This window comes from Neorhizobium vignae, from assembly GCF_000732195.1.
GTDB classification, from domain to species: domain Bacteria; phylum Pseudomonadota; class Alphaproteobacteria; order Rhizobiales; family Rhizobiaceae; genus Neorhizobium; species Neorhizobium vignae.
In genome coordinates this window covers 771,525-797,098 of the sequence record NZ_JNNU01000002.1, presented here as the reverse complement: position 1 = coordinate 797,098, position 25,574 = coordinate 771,525, and the positions used below count along the sequence as shown (strand labels likewise).

General features: G+C 61.7%; 24 protein-coding genes. 12 read left to right on the top strand and 12 right to left on the bottom strand.

Features of this window, described 5'->3' with window-relative positions:
• Positions 1–21: 21 nt before the first annotated feature.
• Together glgA and GQ59_RS30920 are read right to left on the bottom strand one after the other, a co-directional pair.
• Positions 22–1,506: a glycogen synthase GlgA gene (glgA, locus tag GQ59_RS04015; protein ID WP_051903763.1), complete on the bottom strand. Its 1,485-nt coding sequence runs from the start codon at positions 1,504–1,506 to the stop codon at positions 22–24.
• A 299-nt stretch (positions 1,507–1,805) separates the two neighbouring features.
• On the bottom strand, positions 1,806–2,168 hold the full coding sequence (locus GQ59_RS30920; protein WP_084682966.1) for a DUF2934 domain-containing protein: 363 nt from the start codon (positions 2,166–2,168) through the stop codon (positions 1,806–1,808).
• Positions 2,169–2,341: 173 nt separating this feature from the next.
• Here GQ59_RS30920 and GQ59_RS04005 point away from each other — a divergent pair, with 173 nt between their 5' ends.
• Positions 2,342–2,590 carry a hypothetical protein gene (locus GQ59_RS04005; protein ID WP_051903762.1) on the top strand — a complete coding sequence of 83 codons (249 nt, stop codon included), beginning with the start codon at positions 2,342–2,344 and terminating at the stop codon, positions 2,588–2,590.
• A 108-nt stretch (positions 2,591–2,698) separates the two neighbouring features.
• On the opposite strand, the gene GQ59_RS04000 is transcribed toward GQ59_RS04005, so the two are convergent.
• Both GQ59_RS04000 and GQ59_RS30495 read right to left on the bottom strand, forming a co-directional pair.
• Complete coding sequence (locus tag GQ59_RS04000) at positions 2,699–3,196, bottom strand: YciE/YciF ferroxidase family protein (protein WP_037077652.1); 498 nt, start codon at positions 3,194–3,196, stop codon at positions 2,699–2,701.
• Between the two features lie 83 nt (positions 3,197–3,279).
• On the bottom strand, positions 3,280–3,672 hold the full coding sequence (locus GQ59_RS30495; RefSeq protein WP_051903761.1) for a BON domain-containing protein: 393 nt from the start codon (positions 3,670–3,672) through the stop codon (positions 3,280–3,282).
• Between the two features lie 145 nt (positions 3,673–3,817).
• On the opposite strand from GQ59_RS30495, the gene GQ59_RS03990 reads away from it, so the two are divergent.
• On the top strand, positions 3,818–4,147 hold the full coding sequence (locus tag GQ59_RS03990) for a hypothetical protein (protein ID WP_037077651.1): 330 nt from the start codon (positions 3,818–3,820) through the stop codon (positions 4,145–4,147).
• Positions 4,148–4,179: 32 nt separating this feature from the next.
• On the opposite strand, the gene GQ59_RS31740 is transcribed toward GQ59_RS03990, so the two are convergent.
• Both GQ59_RS31740 and GQ59_RS03985 read right to left on the bottom strand, forming a co-directional pair.
• Entirely contained in the window at positions 4,180–4,359 is a 180-nt protein-coding gene (locus GQ59_RS31740; protein WP_152564203.1) for a hypothetical protein, read from the bottom strand.
• A 192-nt stretch (positions 4,360–4,551) separates the two neighbouring features.
• Positions 4,552–4,752, bottom strand: coding sequence for a hypothetical protein (locus tag GQ59_RS03985; RefSeq protein ID WP_037077650.1), 201 nt, complete (start codon positions 4,750–4,752; stop codon positions 4,552–4,554).
• A 107-nt stretch (positions 4,753–4,859) separates the two neighbouring features.
• Between GQ59_RS03985 and ku (GQ59_RS03980) the strand changes: the two genes are divergently transcribed.
• On the top strand, positions 4,860–5,660 hold the full coding sequence (gene ku, locus GQ59_RS03980) for a non-homologous end joining protein Ku (RefSeq protein ID WP_037077648.1): 801 nt from the start codon (positions 4,860–4,862) through the stop codon (positions 5,658–5,660).
• A gap of 145 nt (positions 5,661–5,805) precedes the next feature.
• Here ku (GQ59_RS03980) and ligD read toward each other — a convergent pair whose 3' ends face one another.
• Both ligD and ku (GQ59_RS03970) read right to left on the bottom strand, forming a co-directional pair.
• Positions 5,806–8,334, bottom strand: a complete 2,529-nt coding sequence (gene ligD / locus GQ59_RS03975) for a DNA ligase D (protein ID WP_037077639.1) — start codon at positions 8,332–8,334, stop codon at positions 5,806–5,808.
• A 2-nt stretch (positions 8,335–8,336) separates the two neighbouring features.
• The gene (gene ku, locus GQ59_RS03970) at positions 8,337–9,188 is read right to left on the bottom strand and encodes a non-homologous end joining protein Ku (RefSeq protein ID WP_244447901.1); all 852 of its coding nucleotides are present in this window, start codon (positions 9,186–9,188) and stop codon (positions 8,337–8,339) included.
• Between the two features lie 192 nt (positions 9,189–9,380).
• On the opposite strand from ku (GQ59_RS03970), the gene GQ59_RS03965 reads away from it, so the two are divergent.
• Positions 9,381–9,872, top strand: coding sequence for a sigma-70 family RNA polymerase sigma factor (locus GQ59_RS03965; protein ID WP_152564225.1), 492 nt, complete (start codon positions 9,381–9,383; stop codon positions 9,870–9,872).
• Between the two features lie 112 nt (positions 9,873–9,984).
• Here GQ59_RS03965 and GQ59_RS03960 read toward each other — a convergent pair whose 3' ends face one another.
• On the bottom strand, positions 9,985–10,710 hold the full coding sequence (locus tag GQ59_RS03960) for a glutathione S-transferase (protein WP_037077635.1): 726 nt from the start codon (positions 10,708–10,710) through the stop codon (positions 9,985–9,987).
• 178 nt (positions 10,711–10,888) lie between these two features.
• Between GQ59_RS03960 and GQ59_RS03955 the strand changes: the two genes are divergently transcribed.
• Positions 10,889–13,231 (top strand): glucose/quinate/shikimate family membrane-bound PQQ-dependent dehydrogenase, encoded by a 2,343-nt coding sequence (locus tag GQ59_RS03955; protein ID WP_037077632.1) that lies wholly within the window; start codon positions 10,889–10,891, stop codon positions 13,229–13,231.
• Positions 13,232–13,303: 72 nt separating this feature from the next.
• Here GQ59_RS03955 and GQ59_RS03950 read toward each other — a convergent pair whose 3' ends face one another.
• Positions 13,304–13,579: a BON domain-containing protein gene (locus GQ59_RS03950; protein WP_037077628.1), complete on the bottom strand. Its 276-nt coding sequence runs from the start codon at positions 13,577–13,579 to the stop codon at positions 13,304–13,306.
• A gap of 52 nt (positions 13,580–13,631) precedes the next feature.
• Positions 13,632–15,575 (bottom strand): hybrid sensor histidine kinase/response regulator, encoded by a 1,944-nt coding sequence (locus tag GQ59_RS03945; RefSeq protein WP_037077623.1) that lies wholly within the window; start codon positions 15,573–15,575, stop codon positions 13,632–13,634.
• A 274-nt stretch (positions 15,576–15,849) separates the two neighbouring features.
• On the opposite strand from GQ59_RS03945, the gene GQ59_RS03940 reads away from it, so the two are divergent.
• The 3 genes from GQ59_RS03940 to GQ59_RS03930 all read left to right on the top strand — a co-directional run bounded on the left by GQ59_RS03940 (position 15,850) and on the right by GQ59_RS03930 (position 20,868).
• Positions 15,850–16,452 (top strand): TetR/AcrR family transcriptional regulator, encoded by a 603-nt coding sequence (locus GQ59_RS03940; RefSeq protein WP_037077617.1) that lies wholly within the window; start codon positions 15,850–15,852, stop codon positions 16,450–16,452.
• Between the two features lie 76 nt (positions 16,453–16,528).
• Positions 16,529–17,686 carry an efflux RND transporter periplasmic adaptor subunit gene (locus tag GQ59_RS03935; RefSeq protein WP_037077613.1) on the top strand — a complete coding sequence of 386 codons (1,158 nt, stop codon included), beginning with the start codon at positions 16,529–16,531 and terminating at the stop codon, positions 17,684–17,686.
• Positions 17,687–17,712: 26 nt separating this feature from the next.
• Positions 17,713–20,868: an efflux RND transporter permease subunit gene (locus GQ59_RS03930; RefSeq protein WP_037077610.1), complete on the top strand. Its 3,156-nt coding sequence runs from the start codon at positions 17,713–17,715 to the stop codon at positions 20,866–20,868.
• On the opposite strand, the gene GQ59_RS03925 is transcribed toward GQ59_RS03930, so the two are convergent.
• On the bottom strand, positions 20,817–21,803 hold the full coding sequence (locus GQ59_RS03925; protein ID WP_084682960.1) for a LysR family transcriptional regulator: 987 nt from the start codon (positions 21,801–21,803) through the stop codon (positions 20,817–20,819). The two genes, GQ59_RS03930 and GQ59_RS03925, sit on opposite strands and share 52 nt — an antisense overlap.
• Positions 21,804–21,984: 181 nt before the next feature.
• Here GQ59_RS03925 and GQ59_RS03920 point away from each other — a divergent pair, with 181 nt between their 5' ends.
• The 4 genes from GQ59_RS03920 to GQ59_RS03905 are packed head-to-tail and all read left to right on the top strand — an operon-like array spanning position 21,985 to position 25,574.
• Positions 21,985–23,199 (top strand): ABC transporter substrate-binding protein, encoded by a 1,215-nt coding sequence (locus GQ59_RS03920; RefSeq protein ID WP_037077607.1) that lies wholly within the window; start codon positions 21,985–21,987, stop codon positions 23,197–23,199.
• Complete coding sequence (locus GQ59_RS03915; protein WP_037077606.1) at positions 23,199–23,981, top strand: ABC transporter ATP-binding protein; 783 nt, start codon at positions 23,199–23,201, stop codon at positions 23,979–23,981. Before GQ59_RS03920 ends, GQ59_RS03915 begins: the two co-directional genes overlap by 1 nt.
• Entirely contained in the window at positions 23,981–24,682 is a 702-nt protein-coding gene (locus GQ59_RS03910) for an ABC transporter ATP-binding protein (RefSeq protein ID WP_037077603.1), read from the top strand. The genes GQ59_RS03915 and GQ59_RS03910 overlap by 1 nt, the downstream gene beginning before the upstream one ends.
• A 4-nt stretch (positions 24,683–24,686) precedes the next feature.
• Complete coding sequence (locus GQ59_RS03905) at positions 24,687–25,574, top strand: branched-chain amino acid ABC transporter permease (RefSeq protein ID WP_037077600.1); 888 nt, start codon at positions 24,687–24,689, stop codon at positions 25,572–25,574.

Sequence of the window (25,574 nt, the reverse complement as noted above, 5' to 3'; positions counted from 1 at the left end):
TTTTGTCCGCTGGCGGGAGGACTATACTGTCGCGCGACGGATATCCGAGCTTGTCGAGGCAACATTCCCGGATTTCAGCACCAGATTGGCATAGACCGCGGCATATTGCTGGGCACTGCGTTCCCAGGAGAATTTCGCCTTCATGCCCTGGTTCTGCAGCCGTGCCCACATTTTCGGGTCGGCATAGGCGTGCAGCGCGCGGCGAAGTGCGAGCCTCAGTCCGTCCGTGGTCACAGGATGGAACTGAAAACCGGTAGCGACGCGCGCGGACATGGCTGCGTCATTGGCATCGATGATCGTTTCCGACAGCCCGCCGGTGCGGGAGACGACGGGGACGCAGCCGTAGCGCAGCGCGTAGAGCTGGGTCAGCCCGCAGGGTTCGAAGCGGGAGGGCTGCACGATGGCGTCAGACCCGCCGTGGACCAGGTGCGCCGTCGGTTCGTCGTAGCCGAAATGCACCGCCATCCGGCCCGGAAAGCGCGCGGCGGTATCCGACAGTGCCCGCTCGATCTCGCGGTCGCCCTGTCCGAAGACTATTACCTGGCCGCCGTGTCGGATGATCTCATCCGCCGTGTCGGCGAACATGTCGAAACCCTTCTGCCAGGTCAGCCGGCTGACGGCGGAAAACAGGGGGCCTTCCTGCGCTGGGTTCAGTCCGAATTTCTGAAGCAGCACGGCGCGGTTCTCGCGCTTGCGGCGCAGGGTGCCGACATCGTAGTTGCGTGGGAGGTGCGGATCCGTCGACGGGTCCCAGATATCGAGATCGATGCCGTTGACGATGCCGCGCAGGAGGGAGACGCGGGCATTCAGGACCCCGTCCATGCCCATGCCGAAGCGCGGGGTGAGGATTTCTCGGGCATAGGTCGGGCTGACGGTGGTGATCGCATCGACCGTCTGGAGGCCACCCTTCAGAAAACTGATATCGCCGAAATATTCCATGCGGTTCATGGAATAGGCCTCCGGCGGCAGGCCGATGCTCATCAGCACGCCGGCCGGATATTGACCCTGGAAGGCGAGGTTGTGGATGGTCAGCACCACCGGCGTCTTACAGCCGCGTTCGCGCATGTAAACGGAAGTCAGCGCCGACTGCCAGTCATGAGTGTGAACCAGGTCCGGAACCCAACCCGGCAGCAATCCGTCGGCGATTTCTGCCGCAGCGAGGGAAAGTGCGGCGAACCGTCTCCAGTTGTCGGGATGATCCATGCCCTGTTCGTCGACATAAGGGCCGCCGGGCCGGTCGTAGAGAGCGGGCGCATCAAGGATGAAAAGGCTGAGGCCCTCGACGCGGGTATGCAGGAGCGCTGCTTTTTCGCCGAGCAGGTTGTCGAAGGTGACCAGCGGCATGGCGCTCTTCAGCTGCTGCATGACCTGGGGATAACCGGGGATTAGAGAGGTGGTCTCGATGCCGAGGGGGCTAAGCGCCTTGGGCAGAGACCCGGTCACGTCTGCAAGGCCGCCCGTCTTCACCAGGGGGAAGATTTCGGAGGTGACCGAAAGAATTCTCATGCCGGGAAGCCCCCGCTTTCCATAATCAGTATCGATCCCCTGTCCCACTGCGCTTCGCTCATCTCGACGGGGTTCGTCGATCGGGACGTAAGCGTTCATCATGCGTGCCTCCGCCATCTGCCAGTCTCGCCCTTCAGAACGTTTTCGCCCGGGCCAACGTTCCGCCGTCGGGGCGGAACCGAGACCAGGTCAGACGCAAAAGCCATTTCGATTTTCCAGGATAAACGAACCCGCGGTCGCGATGATCTCAGCCGCCGCGACCAGTAACGATGATGGTGAAATTGGGTGGCCGGGCGGCGTCAAGCGCCAGCCGGAACCTTCTTGGAGCGCTTCTTGGCCGGTTCGGCGGCTTCTGGCGCGGCAGCGGCCGGTGCCTTGGACGCTGGGGCCTTGGACGTTGTCTTCGCCGGAGAAACCTTGGCTGCGGCCGTTTTCGCAGCCGGTTTGGAAGCTGCAGCCTTCGAGGCCGCTTTCGGCGGCTTCACCGCGGCGGACTTACCGCGCGACCCTGCCGCAGGCTTCTTGGAAGCGGTCGGCCCGAGCGTCGCATATTCCAGCTTTGCCCGTTCCCAATGCTCCCGATCCTTGCCTGAAGGATAGCCTTCTTCTTCCCACAAAGTGTAGGCCCGTTTTTTGATCCAGACTTCTTCGGATTCCGCCATTATTGTCTCCATTCGCCCAAGCGCCCCAACGTGCGCAGTGCAGAAAAGTTCCCTGGTAAAAACGAAAAATCGCAACTGGCCACAACGCGGCCAACACTCGAAAAAAACTTCCCCGGACGCGGAACTTTTGGCTGTCGAATGTACTTATGGCCGCCGGGAAGGAGACACATCCAATGGGAAAATACTGCGATATCGTTCCACACGCAACCGGTTGGGTCTATGTCATAGACGGCGTCCAGTCTGCGTCTTATTACCACACCTATGAACTCGCCATGGAGGCTGCCAAGGCCCATGTGGCACGCGACCGAAGCGGCCGGGTGGAGATTTTCCGCCGACAGGCGCCGAACGGCGAGATGTTGCCGATTCCGACCATGCACGGACAATCGGATGCTTCGGTCTTGAGGCGATCTTTCCCGGCTTGAGGAGGCCGGCAAGGAGAAAAAACCCGGCGGCTGCCGGGTTTTTTTGTATCTTCGGGTCACGAAAAAGGCGCGGCCGAGGCCGCGCCCTTCTTCCGATCGCTCGAAATGTCACGCAGCCTTCTGGGCTGCCGTGTTGACAGCAGTCTTGGCAAGGGTCGTCAGAGCCTCGTCGGTCTTGCTTTCCTCGGCGAGCGTCTGTTCGAGAAGCGTTACCGCATCCCGGTGGCCGAGCTGTTGAGCCCAGGCGCGCAGGGTGCCATAGCGGCTGATCTCGTAGTGTTCGACCGCCTGCGCTGCGGCGAGCAGGCCGGCGTCGAGGGCCGGAGTGCCCTTGAACTCGTCGAGGATTTCCTCGCCTTCTTCGATGATGCCGTCGATGGCCGGGCAAGTCTTGCCCTGGGCGCGCTTGCCGATGATCTCGAAGACCTGCTTCAGGCGATCGATCTGGCCTTCGGTTTCTTCCTTGTGCTTTTCGAATGCCGCCTTCAGCTTGGGATCCTGGGCGCCCCGCGCCATCTTCGGCAGCGCCTTCACGATCTGGCGCTCGGCGTAATAGATGTCCTTCAGGGTTTCATGGAAAAGGTCGTCGAGGGTCTTGTTGGCCATTGGTGTCTCTCCTTGTTGATGAGTATTCTTGAGGCAGGGATTGCGAGGCATCTAACGAGTGACCGCCTCACAGGTTCCACGGATCAGTGCCTTTCGGGGGCTATTCGAAGATTGTTGCGGCAGGCGACGACACCCTGGATGTCGAGGACGACGTCCTGAGCGCGTGCCTTGTCCGCAAGATGGGCAACGTACCCCTCCAGTGTCACTTCGCCCTTCTCCACCGAGACCGTCATGTTGGTCGGGTCGAGAAAAGCGTCCTGCGTCAGTTGCTCATTCACGTCCTGTGCGATCAGATCGTCGGGACGTTCGTAACCGTCCGGTCCCTTGCCGATCTGCTTTTCCTGCTCCGGTCCCTCGGCGAAGATATTGGCTTCGCCCTGAAGATAACCGCTTGGCCGGCTTTCCGCCGGGCCCTCCCATCGAGGCCATTGCGAGGTCTCGCCGGGACGGCCAGCTTTCGGCTGCTCATTCTTCATCGGCTTTCTCCTTCTCAGGGGCATGATCGCCCGCAACGGAGAAACCCATGGTTGCCGGAAAAGTTCCGCGCGAGTTGATGGAACCGGAACGGCCGAGCCGCGTTTAGGTGTTAAACTAGAAAACTGCTTAAGACGGGAGAGTGACATGCAGGACAGGCTGAAGATTTATCGGCTGGTGCCGACGGCTGCGCCTGGCGATCCGAACTGGCAGAACTCGCCAGCGCATGGCGAAGTGGTGGTTCGGGCCAAGACCGCAGGCGATGCGCGCCTCGTGGCGAGTCAGGCGGAACTGGATTTCATGGAAATCGATGCATCGCCCTGCGAGGGCAATTCGACCGAGATGGCGAGCGCCTTCCGCAGCGACAAGCTCTATACGGTGATCGAGGACAGTAGCGGTCGGTTCGCCCCGAACGGGCCTCGAGGCGTGGTCGGTGGCCGTGTGCGCGTCGATAACCTGGTGTCAACCCAACTCTGATTGCTTGAGGCGGGTCCATCCAACGGACAGCATCAATCGGTGTGGCCGTCGGTCTTTTCGTTGAGTGCTCTCTGTAGCTCACGCGCCAGGTCGAGCAGTCGAGCGGGAATCTCTTCCTTCTCGATTTCGGTCAGAAGGACCGAGACCTTGCGGTTGACCCGCCGTCCCATTCTGACGTCCTGTTCCGCAACCGGAGTGTCTTGTTTCGTCATCCCGACCTCTGACGTAATCACTGCCGGCAGATCCGTTGCCCGACAATGTCCGCCCGCCATAACTCTACATTAGCTTTCCATACATCATTACGGCCAACTTCGGATATCCCGAAAAAGTCACAGAGGACAAATGAAATAAAGCGACTCCCTATCCGGGAGCCGCTTCATTTGTTCCAGAGGTTTTTTGGAAACTCAGTGCTTGGGCGGTTTCGCCGTGCCGGTGGGAATGGATGTCACCGTGCTCGACACGGGATCGCTCGCCGGAAACGTGTCTTCCAGCCCCTCGTTGAGCTGCTCGTCCAGCTCCTTCTTTTCACCGCGCTCACGAACCGATTGCTCGGCCTTCTTGTCCGAGTCGTTGTGCGCAGAGTTCGGGGTGCTGTTGATGCTCATCTGGTTGCCTCCTGGCTTGTTTCATCACGAAAACGGATTGGATCTAACGTTTGTTCCGGAACCAAGCGAAGGCGGCGTGGGTTATCGGGCAAACGAAGGAGTTTTCCGTGGCGCCGCGCGTATTCTGGAAAGGTTATCTGAAGCTCTCGCTGGTCACCTGCCGTGTGACGATGACGCCGGCCGTCTCCGAAGGCGCCAAGGTGCGGTTCCACAATATCAACCGCAAGACCAACAATCGCGTCCTCAGCCAGTATGTCGATGCCGAGACCGGTGAGGCGGTCGAGGACGACGATCAGGTCAAGGGCTATCCGAAGGGCGAGGACGACTACGTTCTTCTCGAAGACGAGGAGATCGAGGATGTCGGCCTGGAAAGCACCCGTACGATCGATATCGAAACTTTCGTGCCGGCGGGCTCGATCGGCTGGATCTGGTACGACCGGCCGCACTACCTGGCGCCGGACGACGAGGTGAGCGCCGAGGCGTTTGCGGTGATCCGGGAGGCCATGGCAAAAACCGGTACCGGCGGCATCGCCCGGCTCGTCATGTATCGTCGCGAGCGAGCGGTTCTGCTGCTGCCCAAGGACAAGGGCATCGTCGTCTGGACCTTGCGCTACGGCGACGAAGTACGCGACGCCGACGAATACGCTGTCAACAAACCCAAGGAAAAGGCTGATGCCGAGCATCTGTCGATGATGAAGAAGATCATCGACGAGCGCACCGAAGCCTGGAAGCCTTCCATGGCGGACGATCCGGTCCAGGACCGGCTGCTCGAGATCATCGCCGAACGCAAGAAGAGCCGCAAGACCCGGAAGAAGGTCGAGGAGAAGGCGCCGGAGCGCACCGGCAATGTGATCGATATCACCGCCGCGCTGAAGAAGAGCCTGGAGGCTGAGCGAAAGGGGCGGTGAGACACCCTGATCTACCCCCTTGCGGGGGAGATCTCACCGGAGGTGACGGAGGGGGTGGTGCTGCGAATTCAATTGCCGATGAAACATGTGGGGACCTACCCCCTCTGCCTTGCCGATTGGCAAGACGCACCGTCTCCCTCAGCCTTCACCGCTTCTTCTTCATTTTGAACTCGATCACCGCTTCCGCTTTGCGAAAATCACCCCACGGATCCTTCGTCTGCTGGGCAATGCGGGCCGGGGTATTGATGACGGTAAAATAGTTGGGACCGATCGCGCCGCCGAGTTCGTCCCACTCGACCGGCATGGAGACCGGCGCGCCGGGCCGGGCACGGGTGGAATAGGGGGCCACCGCGGTGTTGCCGCGGCCGTTGCGCAGGTAGTCGATGAGGATCTTGCCGCTTCGCTTCGACTTGGTAATCGTCGAGACATATTTGTCGGGATCGTCGCCGGCCATGCCGTCGGCCAGCGCCTTCATCGCAGCCTTCACCTCCGGCCATTCCGCCTTGGGTTTGACCGGTGCGACGACATGCAGGCCCTTGCCGCCCGAAGTCTTGACGAAGGCGACCAGCCCCATATCCTCGAAACGGCGCTTCACATCGTGGGCTGCGGCAATGATATCGGTCCAGGACACGCCTTCGCCGGGATCGAGGTCGATATTGACCATGTCCGGCTTTTCCCAGTCGTCGAGGTTGGAGCCCCAGGGGTGGATTTCCAGCGTCGCGCCTTGAACAAGGCCGAGCAGCCCGTCGAGGTTGCGGATGGTGATATCCTCTTCCGCCGGATCGGCGGGGTCCTTCACGAGCACGGCGTTCTTGGTCATGCCCTTCCAGCCATGTTTCTGGAAGAAAAGCTGGCTGCCGATGCCGTCGGGACCCCGCAAAAGCGCCAGCGGGCGGTTGACCACGAAGGGTGCCATCAACCGCCAGACTTCGGTGTAATAATCCGCAAGCCCTGCCTTGGTCACGCCGGCATCCGGCCAATAGACCCGATCCGGATGGGTGAGATTGACCGTCCGCTTCGGTGGCTTCGGTTGTTCCGCTACGTTCACTGGCCCGCCCTCCCGGACGATATCCTTCGGGTCCTTGTCTTCGCGCAAGCCCCGGAAAGAGGCATGGCGGATATGCGCATCCGCCGTCCAGCCGCGGAACTCCACTTCCGCCACGAGCTCGGGCCGCACGAAAACGACATCCTTCTTTTCCACCCCGGCAAGCTTTTCGTCAAACGGGCTTTCGTCGGCGCCGATCTCGTTGAGGCGCTTGAACAGCGATTGCGCCACGGCGTTCGAATAACCCGTGCCGACGCGGCCGGCATGCCGCAGCTTTCCCTTGTCGTAATATCCCATGACCAGCGATCCGATCGCAGTCCGGGACACGGAGGAGGGGACGAACCCCGCGACCACGAATTCCTGCCGGGCCGAACATTTCGACTTCACCCAGTCGCGGCCGCGGCCGGGGCGATAGGGCGCATCCGCGATCTTGGAGATGATGCCTTCGAGGCTCAGCCGGCAGGCATGTTTCAGCACCAGACCGCCTTCGTCGCCGAAATGCTCGCTGTAGCGCAGGGCCGGACCGCTGCCGGCCAGCAGGGTTTCCAGCGCCTCCTTGCGCTTCAGGAGCGTTGCGCCGGTCAGGTCGTAACCGTCCAGATGAAGAATATCGAAAGCGTAGAAGGTGAAGCGGTCGTCCCGGCCTTCGCTGAGGTCCTGCTGTAGCAGGGAGAAATCCGTGGCGCCGGAACCGGCCTCGACCGCCACTTCCCCATCGACGATAGCATCGGTCGCGCCCAGCTTTCCGAATTCCGTGATGATCTCGTCTCCGAACTTGTGCGTCCAATCCAGCCCGGTGCGCGTCAACAGCTTTACCTTGCCATTTTCGACACGGGCCTGCAGGCGATAGCCGTCGAGCTTGATCTCGTGGACCCAGCGTTTGCCGGAGGGCGCGCTCTTCACCAGCGTCGCAAGCTGCGGCTCGACGAAATCCGGGAGCTCGGCTTTCCGGGCGCCCTTGATCTTCGAAGCCGCGATGTCGGATTTTTCCGGTTCCGGATCGGATTTCGTCTTCGCTTTCGGTTTGGTCGTAGTCTTTGCCGGCGGTGCCTTGCGGCCCCAGATTTCGTCCAGCGTCTTGCCAGACTTCACAGAAAGCGGCATTTCGTCGAGAATGTCCTTGTCGCCCTCGGCGCGGGCGAATTCGTCCTCGCCCTTCACCAGCAGCCAGTTCTCGCGTTTTTCGCCCTGCCTCTGGGCCATGCGGATCAGGTGCCAGCGGCCTTCCAGCTTTTCGCCCTTCAGCTCGAATTCCATGTGGCCTTTCTTATAGCCCTTGTGAGGATCGCCGATCGGTTCCCAGGTGCCTCGATCCCAGAGCAGCACGGCGCCGGCGCCGTAATTGCCTTTGGGGATCATGCCTTCGAAACCGCCATAGTCGAGCGGGTGGTCTTCCACATGCACCGCAAGCCGTTTTTCGCCAGGCACGAAGCTCGGCCCGCGGGTGACGGCCCAGCTTTTCAGCACGCCGTCCATTTCCAGCCGGAAATCGTAGTGCAGCCGGGTGGCATCGTGTTTCTGGATTACGAAACTGTTGCCGGATGCCTTGGCCTTGCGGCCGGAGACTTTCCCCTGGGGCTCGGGAGAAGCCTTGAAGTTCCGCTTCTGATTGTAGGTTTCGAGCGCCATGATCAGCTCGCCTTTCTCTGCGGGGCGGCAGTCTTGCGAGATACGGTTTTCTTGGCGGGCTTATTCGGAGGGGTTTTCTTGCCGCCGGCGCTTTGACGCAGGGCGTCGAGCAGGTTGGAGACCTTCTTCGGTTCCGGCTTCGGCTGCTTCCTGAGCTTGCGGCCTTCGATCTTCGCCTTGATCAGCTCGGCAAGTGCTGCCTCGTAACGGTCGTCGAACTCGCTCGGGTCGAATTCGCCGCGTTTGGTGTCGATGATGTGTTGGGCGAGATCGAGCATCTCGCCCTCGATCTTGAAGCTCTTGATGTCGGAGAAGATGTCCTTCGCCGACCGGACCTCGTAGTCGTAGTTCAACGTGCTGGCGATCAGGCCTTTTTCGCTCGGGCGGATCAGCAGCGTCCGCAGCCGCCGGAAGAGTACGGTGCGGGCGAGTGCGACGACATTCTTCTCCTTCAGCCCCTGGCGGATCAGTTCGAACACCTCGGCGGAGGGTTTATCAGCCGGCGCCAGATAATAAGGACGATCGATAAAGATGGTGTCGATGCCGTCGCAGGGTATGAAGGTTTCGAGATCGAGGGTCTTGTCGCTCTCCGGTACCGCGGCCTTCACCTCGTCCGGCTCGAGAAACACGTACTGGCCGCTCGAAACCTCGTAACCCTTGACGATGTCCTCGCTTTCGACCTGCCTGCCGGTATCGGCATCCACCATCTGGCGATGGACGCGGTTGCCCGTCTCCCGGTTGATGATGTGAAAGCTGACGCGGTCGGATGTCGAGGCGGCCGTATAAAGCGCCACCGGGCAGCTCAGCTCTCCGACCTTCAGGTACCCTTTCCAGTTTGCACGCGGTGCCACGATCAGAACTCCGTGAAAGTCCTATCAACCGGCCTGCCGACCTGTTTGTTCCCTTGAGTGAAGCGCGGTTTGCGCCACGAAGATGAACAGGGCATTCATCTTAGGGGAACCAAATACGCAAGGCATGCGTTTGCCCCCGTCATTCCAGCAGCCATGAAGACTTCGGAGAGGTAGGCAACGGTGTCTGAATCACAGTTGAATGGTGATCCTGCACGTGCAGACATAGTAAGGCTTATTCCCGCTCTCCGCGCATTTGCCCGTACTTTCTGCCGCAATCCCAGCGATGCAGACGACCTGGTGCAGGAGACGCTGATGAAAGCGCTCGCCAATCTCGACAAGTTCGAGCCGGGCACCAAGCTGAAAAGCTGGCTTTTCACCATCATGCGCAACACCTTTTATACACGTGCCAAGGTGCTTGGCCGTGAGGCGCCGGGGATCGAGGAGAACATCTCCGGGGACACGCCGGTTGCGGCGAGCCAGGAGATGGCGGCGAGAGCCCGGGAGGTCCAGCGTGCGCTCGAGAAACTGCCGCCGCATTATCGTGAAGTGCTGACGCTGGTCGCGATCCTCGGGGAAAGTTACGAGGCGGCGGCGGAGATCTGCGATTGCGCGGTGGGCACGGTGAAAAGCCGCCTAAACCGAGCGCGGCATCAAATTCTGCAGGAACTGGGAGAAGAAACCAACTGAGCTGCCGCATCGCGACAGCTTTTCCTTTTGGAGGTCGTCATGAAGTTCACATTGATCGCGGTGGCGGTCGTCCTGGTGACGATCGCCCCGGTTTTCGCGTTTATCTAGCCGATCAGAGCGGGTCCTGGTCGAGGTCCGGGTAATGCCGGAATATGCCCGACTCGTTGAAGGCGAGCCGGCGCTTCGACTTGAGATAGGCTTCGATATTCGGGCGTCCGGCGACCGCATCGCGCAGCTTGGCGACGTTCGGATAATCGTCGTCGAAGTTTTTCATGGCGCGCGGGAAGGCGTAGTTGAGGCCCTCCGCGAGCTGGAAGAGGGACAGGTCGACATAACTCAGGGCGTCACCCACCGCATGGCCACTCCTTGTGGGGTTTGCGGCGATGATGCGCTCGAAATAGCCGATGAATTTCGGCACCCGGTGCTTCAGAAAGGCCCTGGAACGCGCCTTTGCCTCCTGCCGCTGATCCTCATAATAATCGGCGGTGCTGATCGGATGGTGCGTGTCATGCACTTCCGTGATGAAATCGGTAATCGTCAGTTGCAGCCCGTGGGCGAAGATGCGTGATTTTTCATCCTCCGGAACCAGATCCAGCTTCGGCCCCAGATAGTTGAGGATGTTGGCGACATGCGAGATGATCAGGTCGCCATCTTTCAGGAAGGGTGGTGCGAAGGGCATGTCGTAGCCATGCTTGCCGTGGATATAGTCCATCATCCTTCCCGTGCCGCGATCGGTACGGGCAACATCGACATAGTTGGCTCCAGCCTCTTCCAGCGCCAGCCGCACAAATTCGCCGCGGCCCTGAAGGCCGTCCCAGTAATAAAGTTCGTAGGTCATTTCAGTTTCGGACTCCCTTAAGCGTAGGCACAACCGGCTTGCGCGTATGACTGTTCCTTTAAATCTGCATGACGGCAGCACAGGTTGGAACTTTTGCATAGAGGTTGGGTTGAAGGCTCGGATGGTGTCGCGACGTGTTTCGCGCCCGGCAGTTTCGCGTTTGGACAGGGTTTTGAATATGGCTATCAGGATTACCGCGATCCTTTTCACGTTGATCGGGGTGGCGCTGGCCATCGGCGGCGGGCAGTTGGTGCTGCTCGGCGGCAGCGCCTACTACATCATCTGCGGCCTCGGCTTCGTGCTGACCGCTATCCTGCTTTTTCTCAGGAACGCCATCGCGCTCAGGGTCTATGCGGTGCTGGTGCTGGCATCGCTTGTCTGGGCGGTCTGGGAAGTCGGGTTGGACTGGTGGCAGCTCGGCCCGCGTGGCGGGCTGATTATCCTCCTCGGCCTCTGGCTTCTGACCCCCTGGGTCCGCACCCCGCTCGGCTTTTCAAGCCCGACCGGCATGCGCTATGGCGCGAGCGCCTTGCCGCTCGGAATTTCGCTGATGATCGCGATCGTCGTCGCGATCGTCTCCATGTTCCTCGATCCGCTGGACCACAGCGGCGAGCTTCCCGAACAGTCCGTCGCCGCCGCTCCGCCGATGGGCGGCAATGTGCCGCCCGGCGAATGGCACCAGTATGGACGCACGCCTTTTGGGCAGCGTTACTCGCCGCTCGACCAGATCAAGGTCGATAACGTCGCCAACCTCACGGAAGTGTGGCGCTACCAGACCGGGGATGTGAAGCGGCCCGACGACGTGGGCGAGACGACCTATCAGGTAACGCCGCTCAAGGTCGGGAACTCGCTCTATCTCTGCACGCCGCACAATCTTGCGATCGCGCTCGATGCGACGACCGGCAAGGAGAAATGGAAATACGACCCGAATTCCGGCATGAACCCTGACCGGCAGCACCAGACCTGCCGCGGCGTCAGCTATTACAAGGACGCGGCCGCCGCAGCCGGCAGTCCCTGTGCGGAACGGGTTTATCTGCCGACCTCGGACGCGCGGCTGATCGCGCTCGATGCCGCGAACGGTCAGGTCTGCACCTCCTTTGCCGACAAAGGAACGCTGCAGCTCACCAGCGGCATGCGGTACAATCCGGCCGGTTACTACTACTCAACTTCGCCACCGGCGATCGCCGGCAACAAGATCATCATCGGCGGGGCGGTCAACGACAACTATTCCACCCAGTCGCAGTCCGGCGTCATCCGCGCGTTCGACGTCAATACCGGGCAGCTGATCTGGAACTGGGATTCGGGGAACCCGTCTCAGACGCAGCCGCTGCAGCCCGGCCAGACCTACACGACGAACTCCCCGAACAGCTGGTCGGTGTTCAGCGTCGATGAGGACCTGGGCCTCGTCTATATCCCGCTCGGCAACCAGGTGCCGGACCAGCTCGGCATGGGCCGCAGCGAGCATGTCGAGAAATATTCCTCCTCGATCGTCGCGCTCGATCTGAATACCGGCGCCGATCGATGGGTGCGCCAGACGGTGCATCACGATCTATGGGACATGGACGTTCCCGCCCAGCCGGTTCTCCTCAATATCACCAGGCCGGACAATACGGTGGTGCCGGCGCTGGTCGGTCCGACCAAGCAGGGCGACATCTACGTGCTCGACCGGCGCACCGGAGAACCGATCATCCCGATCACCGAGGAACCGGCGCCCGGAGGTGCCATCCCGGAAGATCGTACCGCGCCGACGCAGCCGACCTCGGCCCTGTCGTTCAAGCCAAGGCCGCTCGAGGAACGGGACATGTGGGGCATCACAATGTTCGACCAGATGGTCTGCCGCATCTGGTACCACCAGTACAACTATCTCGGCCGATACACCCCGCCGTCGCTCAAGGGGACGATCGTCTATCCGGGCAATTTCGGTACGTTCAACTGGGGCAGCGTCGCGGTCGATCCGGAACGGCAGGTGATGTTCGGCATGCCGACCTATCTCGCCTTTACCTCGAGGCTGGTGCCGCGCGCGGACATTCCGCCGAAGGGCGCGGACGAAAAAGCCAGCGAACAGGGCCTCAACCGCAACGAGGGCGCACCCTACGGCGTCTTCATGGGGCCGTTCCTCGGACCGCTGCAGATCCCCTGCCAGGCGCCGCCGTGGGGCTACGTCTCGGGCGTCGACCTCAGGACCGGCGAGATCGCCTACAAGCACCGAAACGGCACGGTCTACGACATGACGCCGCTGCCGCTGCCCTTCAAGGTTGGGGTGCCCGGCATCGGCGGGCCGATGATCACCAAGGGTGGCGTGGCGTTCCTCGGCGCTGCGGTCGACAACTACCTGCGTGCCTACAACCTTACCAACGGTCGCGAGCTCTGGAAGGCGCGGCTGCCGGCCGGCGGTCAGGCGACGCCGATGACCTATGCGGTCGACGACGGGCGCCAGTTCGTGGTGATGGTGGCCGGCGGACACGGCTCGGTCGGCACCAAGCCCGGTGACTACGTGATCGCCTACGCCCTGCCGCGATAGGCCGGAGCCAAAAAGATGGCCCGGACGCAATAACGTCCGGGCCATTCTTATTCATCATTTCGGTCGGCTGGATCATGCAATGCCGTTGAAACGGATTTCGTTGCGAACGCCTGTCACTCCGGCAACGCTCAGTGCCACTTCCTCGGCTCGCGCTACTTCGGTCTCCAGTTGGACTGTCCCGCTCAGTGTGATCTCGGATCCACTGGCGATGACGGCGACGTCGCTTGCATCGATACCGCCGGCAGACGCCAGCGCATCGGAGACCGCCCCTTCGAGCGTTGCGCTTGGCGGAAACTCCGCCTCGACCTCAGGGGATGTCTCGTGAAAATGCTGATGCTTGAAGACCATTGTCGTACTCCGTTCTTGCACGGCACGACAACGCATGGAGAGGGCGATTGGTTCAGCGCCCGCCGGCGAGAACCGTGGCGATGATCTCCTCAAGCTGGTTCTGCGAGAAGGGTTTCGGCAGTCGCGGCAGGCGGTTGTCGCCGCCGGTGGGCAGTTCGGCGTAGCCGGTTGCCAGCACCACGGGAAGGCCCGGTCTTTCTTCGCGGATGACGGCTGCCAGTTCCGAGCCGGTCATGCGCGGCATCGAATGGTCGGTGATGACGAGATCGATATCATGGGCGCCGCTTCTCAGCTCCTTCAGGGCATCGGTGCCGCTATAGGCTTCGATCACGGTATGGCCGAGATCCTCCAGCATCAGCGTGGTGTTCATCAGGACAAGCGCGTCGTCATCGACGGCGAGAATGGTCAGGCGTCCCCGGGGAGTTGCAACTGGTGAAGGCATGTTTTTCTCCGAAGACTGCGGACGATCGTTTGCATCTGCCGCAGGCAGATAGAGCGAAACAGTGGTACCCTTGCCCTTTTGGCTTTCGATGTCGAGTTTGCCACCCGACTGTTCGGTCAAGCCCTGCACCATGGAAAGTCCGAGCCCCGTTCCCTTGCCGACACCCTTGGTCGTGAAGAAGGGCGTCGTCGCGCGGATCAGGGTTTCCTCGTCCATGCCTTCGCCGCTGTCGGCGACCGAGAGCCGAACATATTCGCCGGGTTTCAATCTCTCGGTCTTCTCGTCGGCCGAATACTCCTCGGCGCTGATGACGATCGTGCCGCCGCCGGCCATCGCGTCTCGGGCGTTGACGACAAGGTTCAGAAGGGCGGTCTCGAGCTGGACGGGGTCGCTCGCGACGTGCGGCAGGTTTTCGGCAAACCGGGTTTCCACGAAAGCGGAGGCGCTGAGCGAGCGCTGAACGAAATCCATCATGCCGCCTACGAGTGCCGGTAAGTCGATCGCCTGCATGTTCAATTCCTGCCGGCGGGAGAAGGCGAGCATGCGCTGGGTGAGCGCTGCGCCCCGTTCGGCACCCTGGATGGCATTGTCCAGCAACGGCATCAACGCCGGATCGTCGGGCAGGCGTTTTTTCAGGATTTCCAGGCTGCCCAGCACGGCCATGAGCAGATTGTTGAAGTCGTGGGCGACACCACCGGTCAGCTGGCCGATCGCCTCCATCTTCTGGGCTTGGAAAAGTTCCTCGCGCGCCTGGGTGAGAGCCTTCTGCGCCTCGACCTTTTCAGTGATGTCGCGCGTGATCTTGGCGAAGCCGAGAAGCGTGCCTTCCTCGTTGCGGATCGCATCGATGATCACATGCGCCCAGAAACGCGTGCCATCCTTGCGCTGCCGCCAGGCTTCCTTCTCGAATCGGCCCTCGCGCCGCGCGGTCTCCAGGCTGCGGCTGGGTTCGCCGCGCTCACGATCCTCCGGCGTGTAGAACTTTGAAAAATGCTGGCCGACGATTTCGTCCGCCGTATAGCCCTTGATGCGCGCGGCACCCGCGTTCCAGTTGCTGACGCAACCGTCCGGGTCGAGCATGTAGAGAGCATAGTCGGTGACCCCTTGGACGAGGAGCCGGAATCTCTCCTCGCTCAATCGGAGTTCCGTCTCGGCCTTTTTCCGTTCGGTCAGGTCGCGGGTCACCTTGGCGAAGCCGAGAAGCTCGCCGGAGCGGCCCCAGATCGGATCGATGATGACATGAGCCCAGAAGCGGCCGCCGTCCTTGCGGACCCGCCAGCCTTCCTTTTCGAAGCGGCCTTCTGTCGCAGCGGTCCGCAAAGCGTGCTCGGGCGCCCGCGCCAACCGGTCTTCCGGTGTGTAGAAGCGGGAAAAGTGCTCGCCGAGGATTTCCCATGCCTCGTATCCCTTGAAGCGCTGGGCGCCGGGATTCCAGCTGACGATCTTGCCGTCAGGGTCAATCATGTAGATCGCATAATCGGTGATGGCGTCTACGAGAAGACGATAACGTTCCTCGTCAAGCAACGAAACCTCGTAACTTTTCGGCACACTCATCAATCGTCCCCAACCCACGCAGTTTTTCGTCTAATGCGCTGTAACAACGAAAAGTTGTGACTATGCAACAGGATCATTACTCTTCCCCGGCCCACGAAACCCGTGGTCTAACGCGACATAATGTCCAAGCCGCATCTTTGGTTCCCTGTTTACCAAACTTTTTATCTTGGGCCCAAACTGGGACGAGCCGACATGGGTTGACGAATGACAGGTTTTCCTTTACGACTGACGAAATATGAAAATCGTCACACGTAAAACGAAAGACTTCAGCGGTATGGATACCACCGAAAATACCCTGGACACGTCGCGGCAGGAAAATGTCGGCCGCATCCTCGATGCGGCGGAGCGGCTGTTCAAGCACTACGGCTACACCAAGACGAACGTGGCGGATATTGCGCGCGATCTCGGCATGTCGCCCGCCAATATCTACCGTTTCTTCTCGTCCAAGGCCGACATCCATCAGGCCTTGGCGCACCGCATGTTGGACGGCAGCTATCAGGCGGCGCTCGCCAACGCGAAGCGGCCGGTGAGCGCAGCCGAACGGCTGCGCAATCACGTCCTGCAGCAGCACCGCTTCACGCTCGAGACCATGCTCGACGAGAAGAAGGTGCATGAAATGGTGGTGATCGCCATCGAGCAGCAATGGCCGGTCATCGAGCTGCATCTCGAACGCATCCGTGTGGTTATTGCGGCCATTATCAAGGACGGTATCGAAGCCGGCGAATTCCGTGAGCAGGATCACCAGCTCGCAGCCGAATGCTTCATGTCGTCCGTGGTCATACTTTGTCATCCGCAGCTCATTGCGGATTGTCTTCTGGAGAGCCGGATCGGCAAGCCCGAGGACCTGGTGGAATTCGGCCTCAGGGCCCTCAGATAAGATAGTTCGCCTGAAATAATTCCGGGGCGCCAAGGGGGCGTCTTGATCGAAAACCCGCCACCAGGAGTGCGGAATCATGTTTTTCGTAAAGACCAGACATAATGTCTCGTTTCTCATCAAAGGCCTTTTGGTCGCGACCGCGTTCAGCGCGCTGACGGCCTGCTCGGAAGAGAAGAAAGCTGAAGCACCGGAAGTCGTCCGGCCGGTCAAGGTGACCGAGGTTGCTGCTGCCGATCACGGCCGCAGGCTTCAATACTCCGGCTCGGTCAAGGCGCGCACCGAAATGAACCTCGGCTTCCGCGTCGCCGGCAAGATCACGGAGCGGCTCGTCGATGTCGGCCAGCGCGTTCGCCCCGGCGATGTGCTCGCAAAGCTTGACGCCGTCGATTACCAGCTCGCGGTGCGTCGCGCCGAGGCCGATCTCACGTCCGCACAGAAGCAGGTGGAAATCTCCGGCCTCGCCCGTCGCCGGGCCGAGACGCTTGTCGAGAAGAGCATTTCCTCCCAATCGCAGTTCGAGCAGGCGCAACTCGCCAACGACCAGGCCATTTCGCAAAGGGAATCGGCCCAGTCGGCGCTCGACCAGGCCCGCAACCAGGTCGCCTATACGGAATTGAAGTCGGACCAGAACGGCATCGTCACCGCGGTCAGCGCCGATATCGGCCAGGTGGTCGCGTCCGGCACGCCGGTTCTCTCCGTCGCCGTCGAGGGCAGCAAGGAAGTGCAGATCGCCGTTCCGGAAATGGACGTCGCTCAGTTCAAGCCGGGCAAGACGGTGAAGGCCCGTTTCTGGTCGGCCTCCGATCTCGTGCTCGACGGCAAGGTCCGCGAAGTGGCCGGCAGCGCCGACGCGCAATCGCGCACTTTCGCGGTTCGCGTCAGCCTGCCTGAGGATGCGCGGGTCCTGCTCGGCATGACCGCGACGATCGAGGCGGACGAAGACAATGCCGTCGCGACCTATGCCGTTCCGCTTGCCGCGCTTTCCAAGAAGGACGGCCAGTCCGTCGTCTGGATCGTCGACCGTGGCAAGGGCACCGTCAGTTCGCGCGCCGTCAAGGTGGCCGATTTCTCCGACGACGGCGTTCGTGTCGCCGACGGCGTTGCCAAGGGCGACCTCGTCGTCTCGGCCGGCACGCAGTTCATGAAGGAAGACATGAAGGTCAAGCTGCCCGAAAACATCGCCTCACGCTTCGGCAGCGTCAGCAGCCTTACCACCGCTTCGCTCGCGCCCTGATCGCCCGGCTTAAAGGACCCAAGACCATGAGCTCCTCTCATCAGGCCAATCCCCCGGAAAAGGGCAGGTTCAACCTGTCCCGCTGGGCGATCGCCCATCCGAGTATCGCCCGTTTTCTCTTCGGCCTTATCATCGTCATGGGTGCGCTCGGCGTCATGAACATGGGGCAGAAGGAAGACCCGGACTTCACCTTCCGCGTCATGGTCGTGCAGACCGTCTGGCCCGGCGCCTCCATTCAGGAGATGCAGGACCAGGTCGTCAACAAGGTCGAGCGAAAGCTGCAGGAAACCCCGCATCTCGACTGGGTCAAGTCCTATACCCGTGCCGGCGTGGCGATCACCACGGTACAGATCAAGGGCGACACCAATACCGCCGAGGTCAACGACGCCTTCTACCAGGTCCGCAAGAAGATCGGGGACATCACCCAGGATCTGCCGGCCGGCCTGCTCGGTCCCTATTTCAACGACGAGTTCGGCGATACCTACATCACCCTCAATTCGATCAGCGGTGAAGGCTACAGCTATCCTGAACTGAAGCAGTTCGCGATCCAGGCCCGCGACATGCTGCTCGCCACGCCCGGCGTCGAAAAGGCGGTCATTCTCGGCGACCAGCCGCAGAAGATCTTCATCGACGTATCGTCCAAGGCGCTCGCCGAGCGCGGCCTTACCGTCCTCAACATCCGCGACGCACTGTCCGGCCAGAACAATATCGATCCCGCCGGGAGCGTTGAGACTGCCGAGCGCTCGGTGCGAATTGCGGTCGAAGGCGGCGTCACGACGCCTGAAGATATCCGCGAGCTGCGCCTTCGCGCCGGCGACCAGGTGATCCGGCTCGGCGATATCGCCACCGTCACCGCCGGCCTCGAAAACCCCTATCAGCGCAAGTTCCGCTTCAACGGCCACGACAGCGTCCAGCTTGGCGTCGTCATGGCGAAGGGCTTCAAGGTAACCGACGTCGGGCACGAGGTCGAAGCCACTTACGAGCGCTTCGAACGGACGCTGCCGGTCGGCGTTTCCGTCGAGCAGGTCTCCAACCAGCCGGAAGTCGTCACGGAAGCGGTCGGCGAGTTCACCCAGGCCCTGCTGGAAGCTCTCGTCATCGTCCTAATCGTCTCGCTGATCTCGATCGGCTGGCGTTCGGGCATCGTCATCGCCATCACCATTCCGCTGGTTCTGTCAGCCACGTTCGCGATCATGTTCTACATGGGCATCGAGCTGCAGCGCATCTCGCTCGGCGCGCTGATCATCGCGCTCGGCCTGCTCGTCGACGATGCGATGATCGTCGTCGAGATGATGGAACGGAAGCTGGAGGAGGGGCTCGCGCGCCTCGATGCCGCCACCTTCGCCTACTCGTCCACCGCCTTTCCGATGCTGACCGGCACATTGATCACCACCGCCGGCTTCATCCCGGTCGGGTTCGCCGATTCCACCGCCGGCGAATACGTGCGCTCGCTGTTCTACGTGGTGGGCATCGCGCTCGTCGTGTCGTGGTTCGTGGCCGTCTATTTCACCCCCTGGCTCGGCTACATGATCCTCAAGCAGCGGGCGCACGCAGGCACCCATCACGATGCCTACGACACCCGGATGTATCGCGGCGTCCGGCACGCGGTCGGCTGGTCCGTGCGTCACAAGGCGATCGTCCTGCTTCTCACTCTCGGCGCCTTCGTCGGCAGCCTGTGGTCGTTCCAGTTCATCCCGCAGAGCTTCTTTCCGCAGTCCTCTCGGCCTGAAATCCTGGTCGATCTGTGGCTGCCGGAAGGCACGGCGATCGAGGAAGTCGAACGCCAGGCGAAAGCCCTTGAAGACAAGATCCTGCCTGACGCGGACAAGACCTTCGTCGCCACCTATATCGGCGAGGGCGCACCGCGCTTCTTCCTGCCGCTCGACCAGCAGCTCCGCAACCCCAACTACGCGCAGCTCCTGATCATGTCGAAGGACGTCGACGCCCGCGAGCGTCTGATCGTCAAGCTGCGCGCCATCCTGGCGCAGGACTTCCCGACCGTGCGCGGCAAGGTCGACCGCCTGTTCCTCGGCCCGCCGGTCGGCTGGCCTGTTCAGATGCGCGTCACCGGCCCGGACCCGGCGGAAGTGCGCCGCATCGCCGACCAGGTCAAGGAACGTTACCAGCAGCAGCCGCTGTTCGGCGCGATCCATGACGACTGGATGGAACCGGTGACGGCCATGAAACTGGTCATCGACCAGGATCGCGCCAGGGCCCTCGGCGTCACCTCGCAGCGTGTCCGCCAGATGCTGCAGACGGCAGTCTCCGGAGCTCCGGTCAGCGACTTCCGCGACGGCGAGGAAACCGTTTCGATCGTCGTCCGCGAACCGGATGCCACCCGCAACCTGCTCTCGGCGGTCCAGTCGGTCTATGTGCCGACGGATTTCGGCGGCTTCGTCCCGGTCTCGCAGATTGCCAAGGTCGTGCCGGTCCTCGAACAGGGCATCGAATGGCGCCGCGACCGCCTGCCGACGATCACCGTCAAGGCAACGCTCCCGGATGGCGTCGAACCGACCCAGGTATCGATGAACCTCTACAGCAGCATGGCCGACCTGCGCGCCACCCTGCCTGCCGGCTATCATGTCGAGATTCAGGGCGGTGCGGAAGATGCAGCCGAAAGCCAGAACTCGATCGCTGCCAAGGCGCCGATCATGCTCCTGGTCATCCTCGTGCTGCTGATGATCCAGCTGCAGCATTTCGGCAAGGCGATGCTGGTACTGGCCACCGGTCCGCTGGGCATCATCGGCGCTGCCATGGCGCTGCTCATGACCGGTGCGCCGTTCGGCTTCGTGGCGATCCTCGGCGTCATCGCGCTGCTCGGCATCATCATCCGCAACTCGATCATCCTGGTCGACCAGATCGACCAGGACATCGCGGCGGGCATGGAGCGGATGGAGGCGATCGTCGGCGCGGCCGTACGCCGTTTCCGGCCGATCATGCTGACGGCGCTGACCGCCGTGCTGGCGCTGTACCCGATCTCACGCGGCGTGTTCTGGGGGCCGCTCGCCTACGCGATGATGGGCGGCATCCTGGTTGCAACGGTACTGACAATCCTCGTCCTGCCCGCCGCCTACGCCCTCTTCTTCGGCCGCGAGCCCAAGAAGAACAAGGACGACCAGTCGCCCGCAAATCAGGGCGACCTGTTCGACAGCCGCGACGACCTGCCGATGGCAGCGGAGTAACGGCGAGCGCCTTCCTCGGGAACCTGGTAATTCCTGAGGAAGGCGTCCTGATTGGCTTTGACGGACTGGAAGATATAGTCCCTGACCATCCGCACCCGGGGGATCTGGCTCAGGTCACGATGGCACATCAGCCAGTAGCCGCGTCTCAGTTCCACCTCGTCCGCGAGCACGATTTCGAGATCCGGCCGCGTGCGGGTGATGAAGTTCGGCAGCACGCAAAGACCGAGACCGTTCAGCGTCGCGGTCAGTTGCGCAAAGATGCTGGAGCTCTGGAAACGCGCCTTGATGCCCGGATGGACGTCGCCAAGATAGTCGAGCCCGGGCGCAAAGATCATGTCCTCGATATAGCCGATGAATGGGTGCGACAGCAGATCCTGCCGGCTGCGGATCGGACTGGCCTTGGCCAGGTAGGATTTCGCGCCGTAGACGTTGAGGCTGTAGTCGGTCAGCTTTTCCGTCAGATAAGGCCCGTCCTTCGGCGGGTCGAGCGAGACCGCGATATCCGCTTCCTTGCGCGAGAGCGACATGATCTGCTGGATCGTCACCAGTTCCAGCGAGATGTTGGGATGGCTGTCGCAGAAGCTGCGGATCTTGTCGGCGAAGAAGAAATTCGCAAATCCTTCCGGGGTGCTTAAGCGAACCACGCCGCGCTGCGCGGTGGTGCCGGAGGCGACATCCGCCTGCAGCCGGTCGGCCTCGGTCTCGATGCGTTCCGCCGTCTCGATGAAGCGCTGGCCCATGCCGGTCAGCACATAGCCACGTGGATTGCGCTCGAACAGTTTGACCTTGAGGGCGAACTCCAGCCGATCGATGCGCCGGGACACGGTGGCGTGGCTGGTGCGCAATTGACGTGCCGCGGTGGACAGCTGTCCGCTGCGGGCCACGGCCAGGAAATATTGCAGATCGTCCCAGGTGAAGTTCTGATTATTGCTCAATTCGTTCCCGTCTGTTCAAAAATGCACAGATGCTGTTTGCAATTAATTACAGCGGCCTGCTTGCGTCAACGGCCGTTTTCCTGAACCATGCAATCTGGAGCAGCCGCTTTGAGGAGAGCGGCTCACCAATTTTGAACAGACCCTTCAAATTTTCTGGGCCTATTCTCTGGGAGGAGAAATTATGCACAAGTCAATTCTGACGTCATTTGCAACGTCCCTGGCTGTCGTTCTCGCAAGCAGCGCGGCATTCGCGCAGAGTGCGTCCGACAACAAGGTCAAGATCGGCATCCTGAACGACCAGTCGGGCGTCTATTCCGAATTCGGCGGCAAGTCGTCGGTCGAGGCGGCCAAGATGGCGGTCGAGGATTTCGGCGGCAAGGTTCTCGGGGCGTCGATCGAGATCGTCGATGCCGACCACCAGAACAAGGCGGACATTGCCTCCAACATCGCCCGCCAGTGGTACGATACCCAGCAGGTCGATGCGATCATGGAACTGACGACCTCGTCGGTGGCACTTGCGGTGCAGGCGATTGGCAAGGAAAAGAAGAAGATCGACATCGTCACGGGTGCGGCGACCACCGATCTGACCGGCAAGGCCTGCAGCCCCTACGGTTTCCACTGGGCCTATGACACCCATGCGCTCGCGGTAGGCACCGGCGGCGCTCTCGTCAAGCAGGGTGGCGACAGCTGGTTCTTCCTGACCGCCGACTATGCCTTCGGTTATTCGCTCGAGCAGCAGACCGGCGACTTCGTAAAATCCTCCGGCGGCAAGATCGTCGGCGCGGTCCGCCATCCGCTCGCGACCACCGACTTCTCGTCCTTCCTGCTGCAGGCCCAGTCCTCCGGCGCCAAGGTCATCGGCCTTGCCAATGCCGGCCTCGACACGTCGAACGCCATCAAGCAGGCGGCGGAATTCGGCATTACTGCCGGCGGTCAGCGGCTCGCGGCACTGCTCTTCACGCTCGCCGAAGTGCACGGCCTCGGCCTGCAGGCGGCCCAGGGCCTGACCCTGACCGAGGGTTACTACTGGAACCTCGACGACAAGAGCCGCGAATTCGCGAAGAAGTTCTTCGCCCGCACCAAGAAGATGCCGAACATGGTCCATAGCGGCACCTATTCGGCGGTCACCCAGTATCTGAAGGCGATCCAGAAGGCCGGCACCGACGATGCGGATGCCGTTTCCAAGGCACTGCACGAAATGCCGGTCGACGATTTCTTCGCCCGCGGCGGCACGGTCGCCAAGAACGGCCGGATGATCCACGACATGTACCTGCTGCAGGTCAAGAAGCCGGGCGAAAGCAAGGAGCCCTGGGATTATTTCACCGTACTCGCCACCATCCCGGGCAAGGACGCCTACATGGATCCCGCCAAGAGCGGCTGCGATCTGGTGAAGTAATGGCGCTCGCCGCGACAGCAAAACAAGAAGAGCCGCGGGTGGTCTTGTCCGCCCGCGGCCTCTCGAAAAGCTTCGGTGCCTTCATGGCGGTGAAGAACGTGGATCTCGATGTCCGCCACGCGCACGTCCATGCGCTGATCGGCCCGAACGGGGCAGGCAAGACGACCGTTTTCAACCTGCTCACCAAGTTCCTGCAGCCGACGGCGGGCTCGATCACGTTTATGGGTACGGACATCACCAAAACGCCGCCGGACAGGATCGCGCGAATGGGGCTCGTCCGTTCCTTCCAGATTTCGGCGGTTTTCCCGCATCTGACGGTGCTCGACAACGTGCGCGTCGCGCTGCAACGGCCGAACGGGCTTTCGACGCAGTTCTGGCTGCCGCTCTCCTCGCTCGACCGGCTGAATGCGCGGGCCGACGAACTGATCGAGTCGGTCGGCCTGAAGCGCGAACGCAATGCGCTCGCCGCCGACCTTTCCTACGGCCGCAAGCGGGTGCTGGAGATCGCCACGACGCTGGCGCTCGATCCCAAGGTGCTGCTGCTCGACGAGCCGATGGCCGGCATGGGCCAGGAGGATATCGGCACCGTTTCCAACATCATTCGCGAGGTGGCAAAGACCCGTGCGGTGCTGATGGTCGAGCACAATCTCTCCGTCGTCGCCGACATCTGCCACCATGTGACGGTGCTCCAGCGCGGCGAAATCCTCGCCGAGGGCGATTATGCCACCGTCAGCCAGGACCCGCGCGTCCGCACCGCCTATATGGGCACGGAGGAGGCTTGATGGCACCGTTGTTGCAAGTTTCCAACCTCAATGCCTGGTATGGCGAAAGCCATGTCCTGCACGGCGTGGACATGACGGTCGGCGAGGGCGAGACGATCACCATTCTCGGCCGCAATGGCGTCGGCAAGACAACGACGCTCCGGACCATTGTCGGCATCATCCGCGAGCGGAAGGGCGAAATCCGCTTCGCGGGCAAGGATATGCTCGGCGTGCCGCTGCATCGCACGGCGCATAACGGCATCGGCTTCGTGCCGGAAGAGCGCGGCATCTTTTCGACCTTGACCGTCGAGGAAAACCTGATGCTGCCGCCGGTCGTGGCTGAAGGCGGCATGTCGCTCGAGGAAATCTACGAACTCTTCCCCAACCTTGAGGAGCGCCGCTCCAGTCCCGGCACCAAGCTTTCCGGAGGCGAGCAGCAGATGCTGGCGATCGCCCGCATCCTGCGTACCGGCGTCAAGCTGCTGATCCTCGATGAGCCGACCGAAGGCCTGGCGCCGGTCATCGTGCAGCGGATCGGCGAGGTGCTGAAGACGCTGAAGGAGCGTGGCATGACGGTGCTCCTGGTGGAGCAGAATTTCCGCTTCGCGAGCCGGGTGGCCGACCGGTTCTACCTGATGGACCATGGGCGGATGGTCGCGAATTTCCCGGTCGGCGAGCTGCCGGGCAAGATGGACATGCTGCATAAAGTGCTGGGAGTGTGACGCTGTGACGATGATCTTCGGCATACCGCTGCAGGCCTTTCTCGGGCAGCTCCTGATCGGCCTGATCAACGGGTCCTTCTACGCACTCCTGAGCCTCGGCCTGGCGGTCATATTCGGCCTTCTGCGTGTCATCAACTTCGCCCATGGCGCGCAATACATGCTCGGCGCTTTTGCGGCGATGCTGATGCTGGAATATTTCGGCATCAACTACTGGGTCGCGCTGATCCTCGGGCCGATCGTCGTCGGCCTGTTCGGAGCCATCATCGAACGAACGATGCTGTCGCGGCTCTACGATCTCGATCCGCTCTACGGCCTGCTCTTCACGTTCGGCCTGGCGCTGACCATCGAGGGCACGTTCCGCTATCTCTACGGCGCGGCCGGCCAACCCTATGCGGTGCCGGCGCAGCTTGCCGGCGGTACCAATCTCGGTTTCATGTTCCTGCCGATCTATCGCGGCTGGGTGGTCGTCGTGTCTCTGGTCGCCTGCATCGGTACATGGCTGCTGATCGAGAAGACCAAGCTCGGCGCCTATCTTCGTGCCGCGACCGAAAATCCGGTGCTCGTGCAGGCTTTCGGCGTCAACGTGCCGGTGCTTCTGACGCTGACCTACGGGCTCGGTGCGGCGCTCGCCGCCTTTGCCGGCGTGCTGGCCGCGCCGATCTACCAGGTCTCGCCGCTGATGGGCACGAACATCATCATCGTCGTTTTCGCGGTGGTCGTGGTCGGCGGCATGGGCTCGATCATGGGCGCCATCATCACCGGCTACATGCTCGGTATTGCAGAGGGCCTCACCAAGGTGTTCTATCCGGAAGCGTCCAATATCGTGATCTTCGTGATCATGGCAATCGTGCTTCTACTCCGGCCAGCCGGCCTTTTCGGACGGGATGCGTGA

Bases quoted from the DNA above. Each gene is read 5' to 3' on its own strand.
- glgA (WP_051903763.1), bottom strand. From the start codon at position 1,506: ATGAGAATTCTTTCGGTCACCTCCGAAATCTTCCCCCTGGTGAAGACG.
- GQ59_RS30920 (WP_084682966.1), bottom strand. From the start codon at position 2,168: ATGGCGGAATCCGAAGAAGTCTGGATCAAAAAACGGGCCTACACTTTG.
- GQ59_RS04005 (WP_051903762.1), top strand. From the start codon at position 2,342: ATGGGAAAATACTGCGATATCGTTCCACACGCAACCGGTTGGGTCTAT.
- GQ59_RS04000 (WP_037077652.1), bottom strand. From the start codon at position 3,196: ATGGCCAACAAGACCCTCGACGACCTTTTCCATGAAACCCTGAAGGAC.
- GQ59_RS30495 (WP_051903761.1), bottom strand. From the start codon at position 3,672: ATGAAGAATGAGCAGCCGAAAGCTGGCCGTCCCGGCGAGACCTCGCAA.
- GQ59_RS03990 (WP_037077651.1), top strand. From the start codon at position 3,818: ATGCAGGACAGGCTGAAGATTTATCGGCTGGTGCCGACGGCTGCGCCT.
- GQ59_RS31740 (WP_152564203.1), bottom strand. From the start codon at position 4,359: ATGACGAAACAAGACACTCCGGTTGCGGAACAGGACGTCAGAATGGGA.
- GQ59_RS03985 (WP_037077650.1), bottom strand. From the start codon at position 4,752: ATGAGCATCAACAGCACCCCGAACTCTGCGCACAACGACTCGGACAAG.
- ligD (WP_037077639.1), bottom strand. From the start codon at position 8,334: ATGGCGCTCGAAACCTACAATCAGAAGCGGAACTTCAAGGCTTCTCCC.
- GQ59_RS03960 (WP_037077635.1), bottom strand. From the start codon at position 10,710: ATGACCTACGAACTTTATTACTGGGACGGCCTTCAGGGCCGCGGCGAA.
- GQ59_RS03955 (WP_037077632.1), top strand. From the start codon at position 10,889: ATGGCTATCAGGATTACCGCGATCCTTTTCACGTTGATCGGGGTGGCG.
- GQ59_RS03950 (WP_037077628.1), bottom strand. From the start codon at position 13,579: ATGGTCTTCAAGCATCAGCATTTTCACGAGACATCCCCTGAGGTCGAG.
- GQ59_RS03945 (WP_037077623.1), bottom strand. From the start codon at position 15,575: ATGAGTGTGCCGAAAAGTTACGAGGTTTCGTTGCTTGACGAGGAACGT.
- GQ59_RS03940 (WP_037077617.1), top strand. From the start codon at position 15,850: ATGGATACCACCGAAAATACCCTGGACACGTCGCGGCAGGAAAATGTC.
- GQ59_RS03935 (WP_037077613.1), top strand. From the start codon at position 16,529: ATGTTTTTCGTAAAGACCAGACATAATGTCTCGTTTCTCATCAAAGGC.
- GQ59_RS03930 (WP_037077610.1), top strand. From the start codon at position 17,713: ATGAGCTCCTCTCATCAGGCCAATCCCCCGGAAAAGGGCAGGTTCAAC.
- GQ59_RS03920 (WP_037077607.1), top strand. From the start codon at position 21,985: ATGCACAAGTCAATTCTGACGTCATTTGCAACGTCCCTGGCTGTCGTT.
- GQ59_RS03915 (WP_037077606.1), top strand. From the start codon at position 23,199: ATGGCGCTCGCCGCGACAGCAAAACAAGAAGAGCCGCGGGTGGTCTTG.
- GQ59_RS03910 (WP_037077603.1), top strand. From the start codon at position 23,981: ATGGCACCGTTGTTGCAAGTTTCCAACCTCAATGCCTGGTATGGCGAA.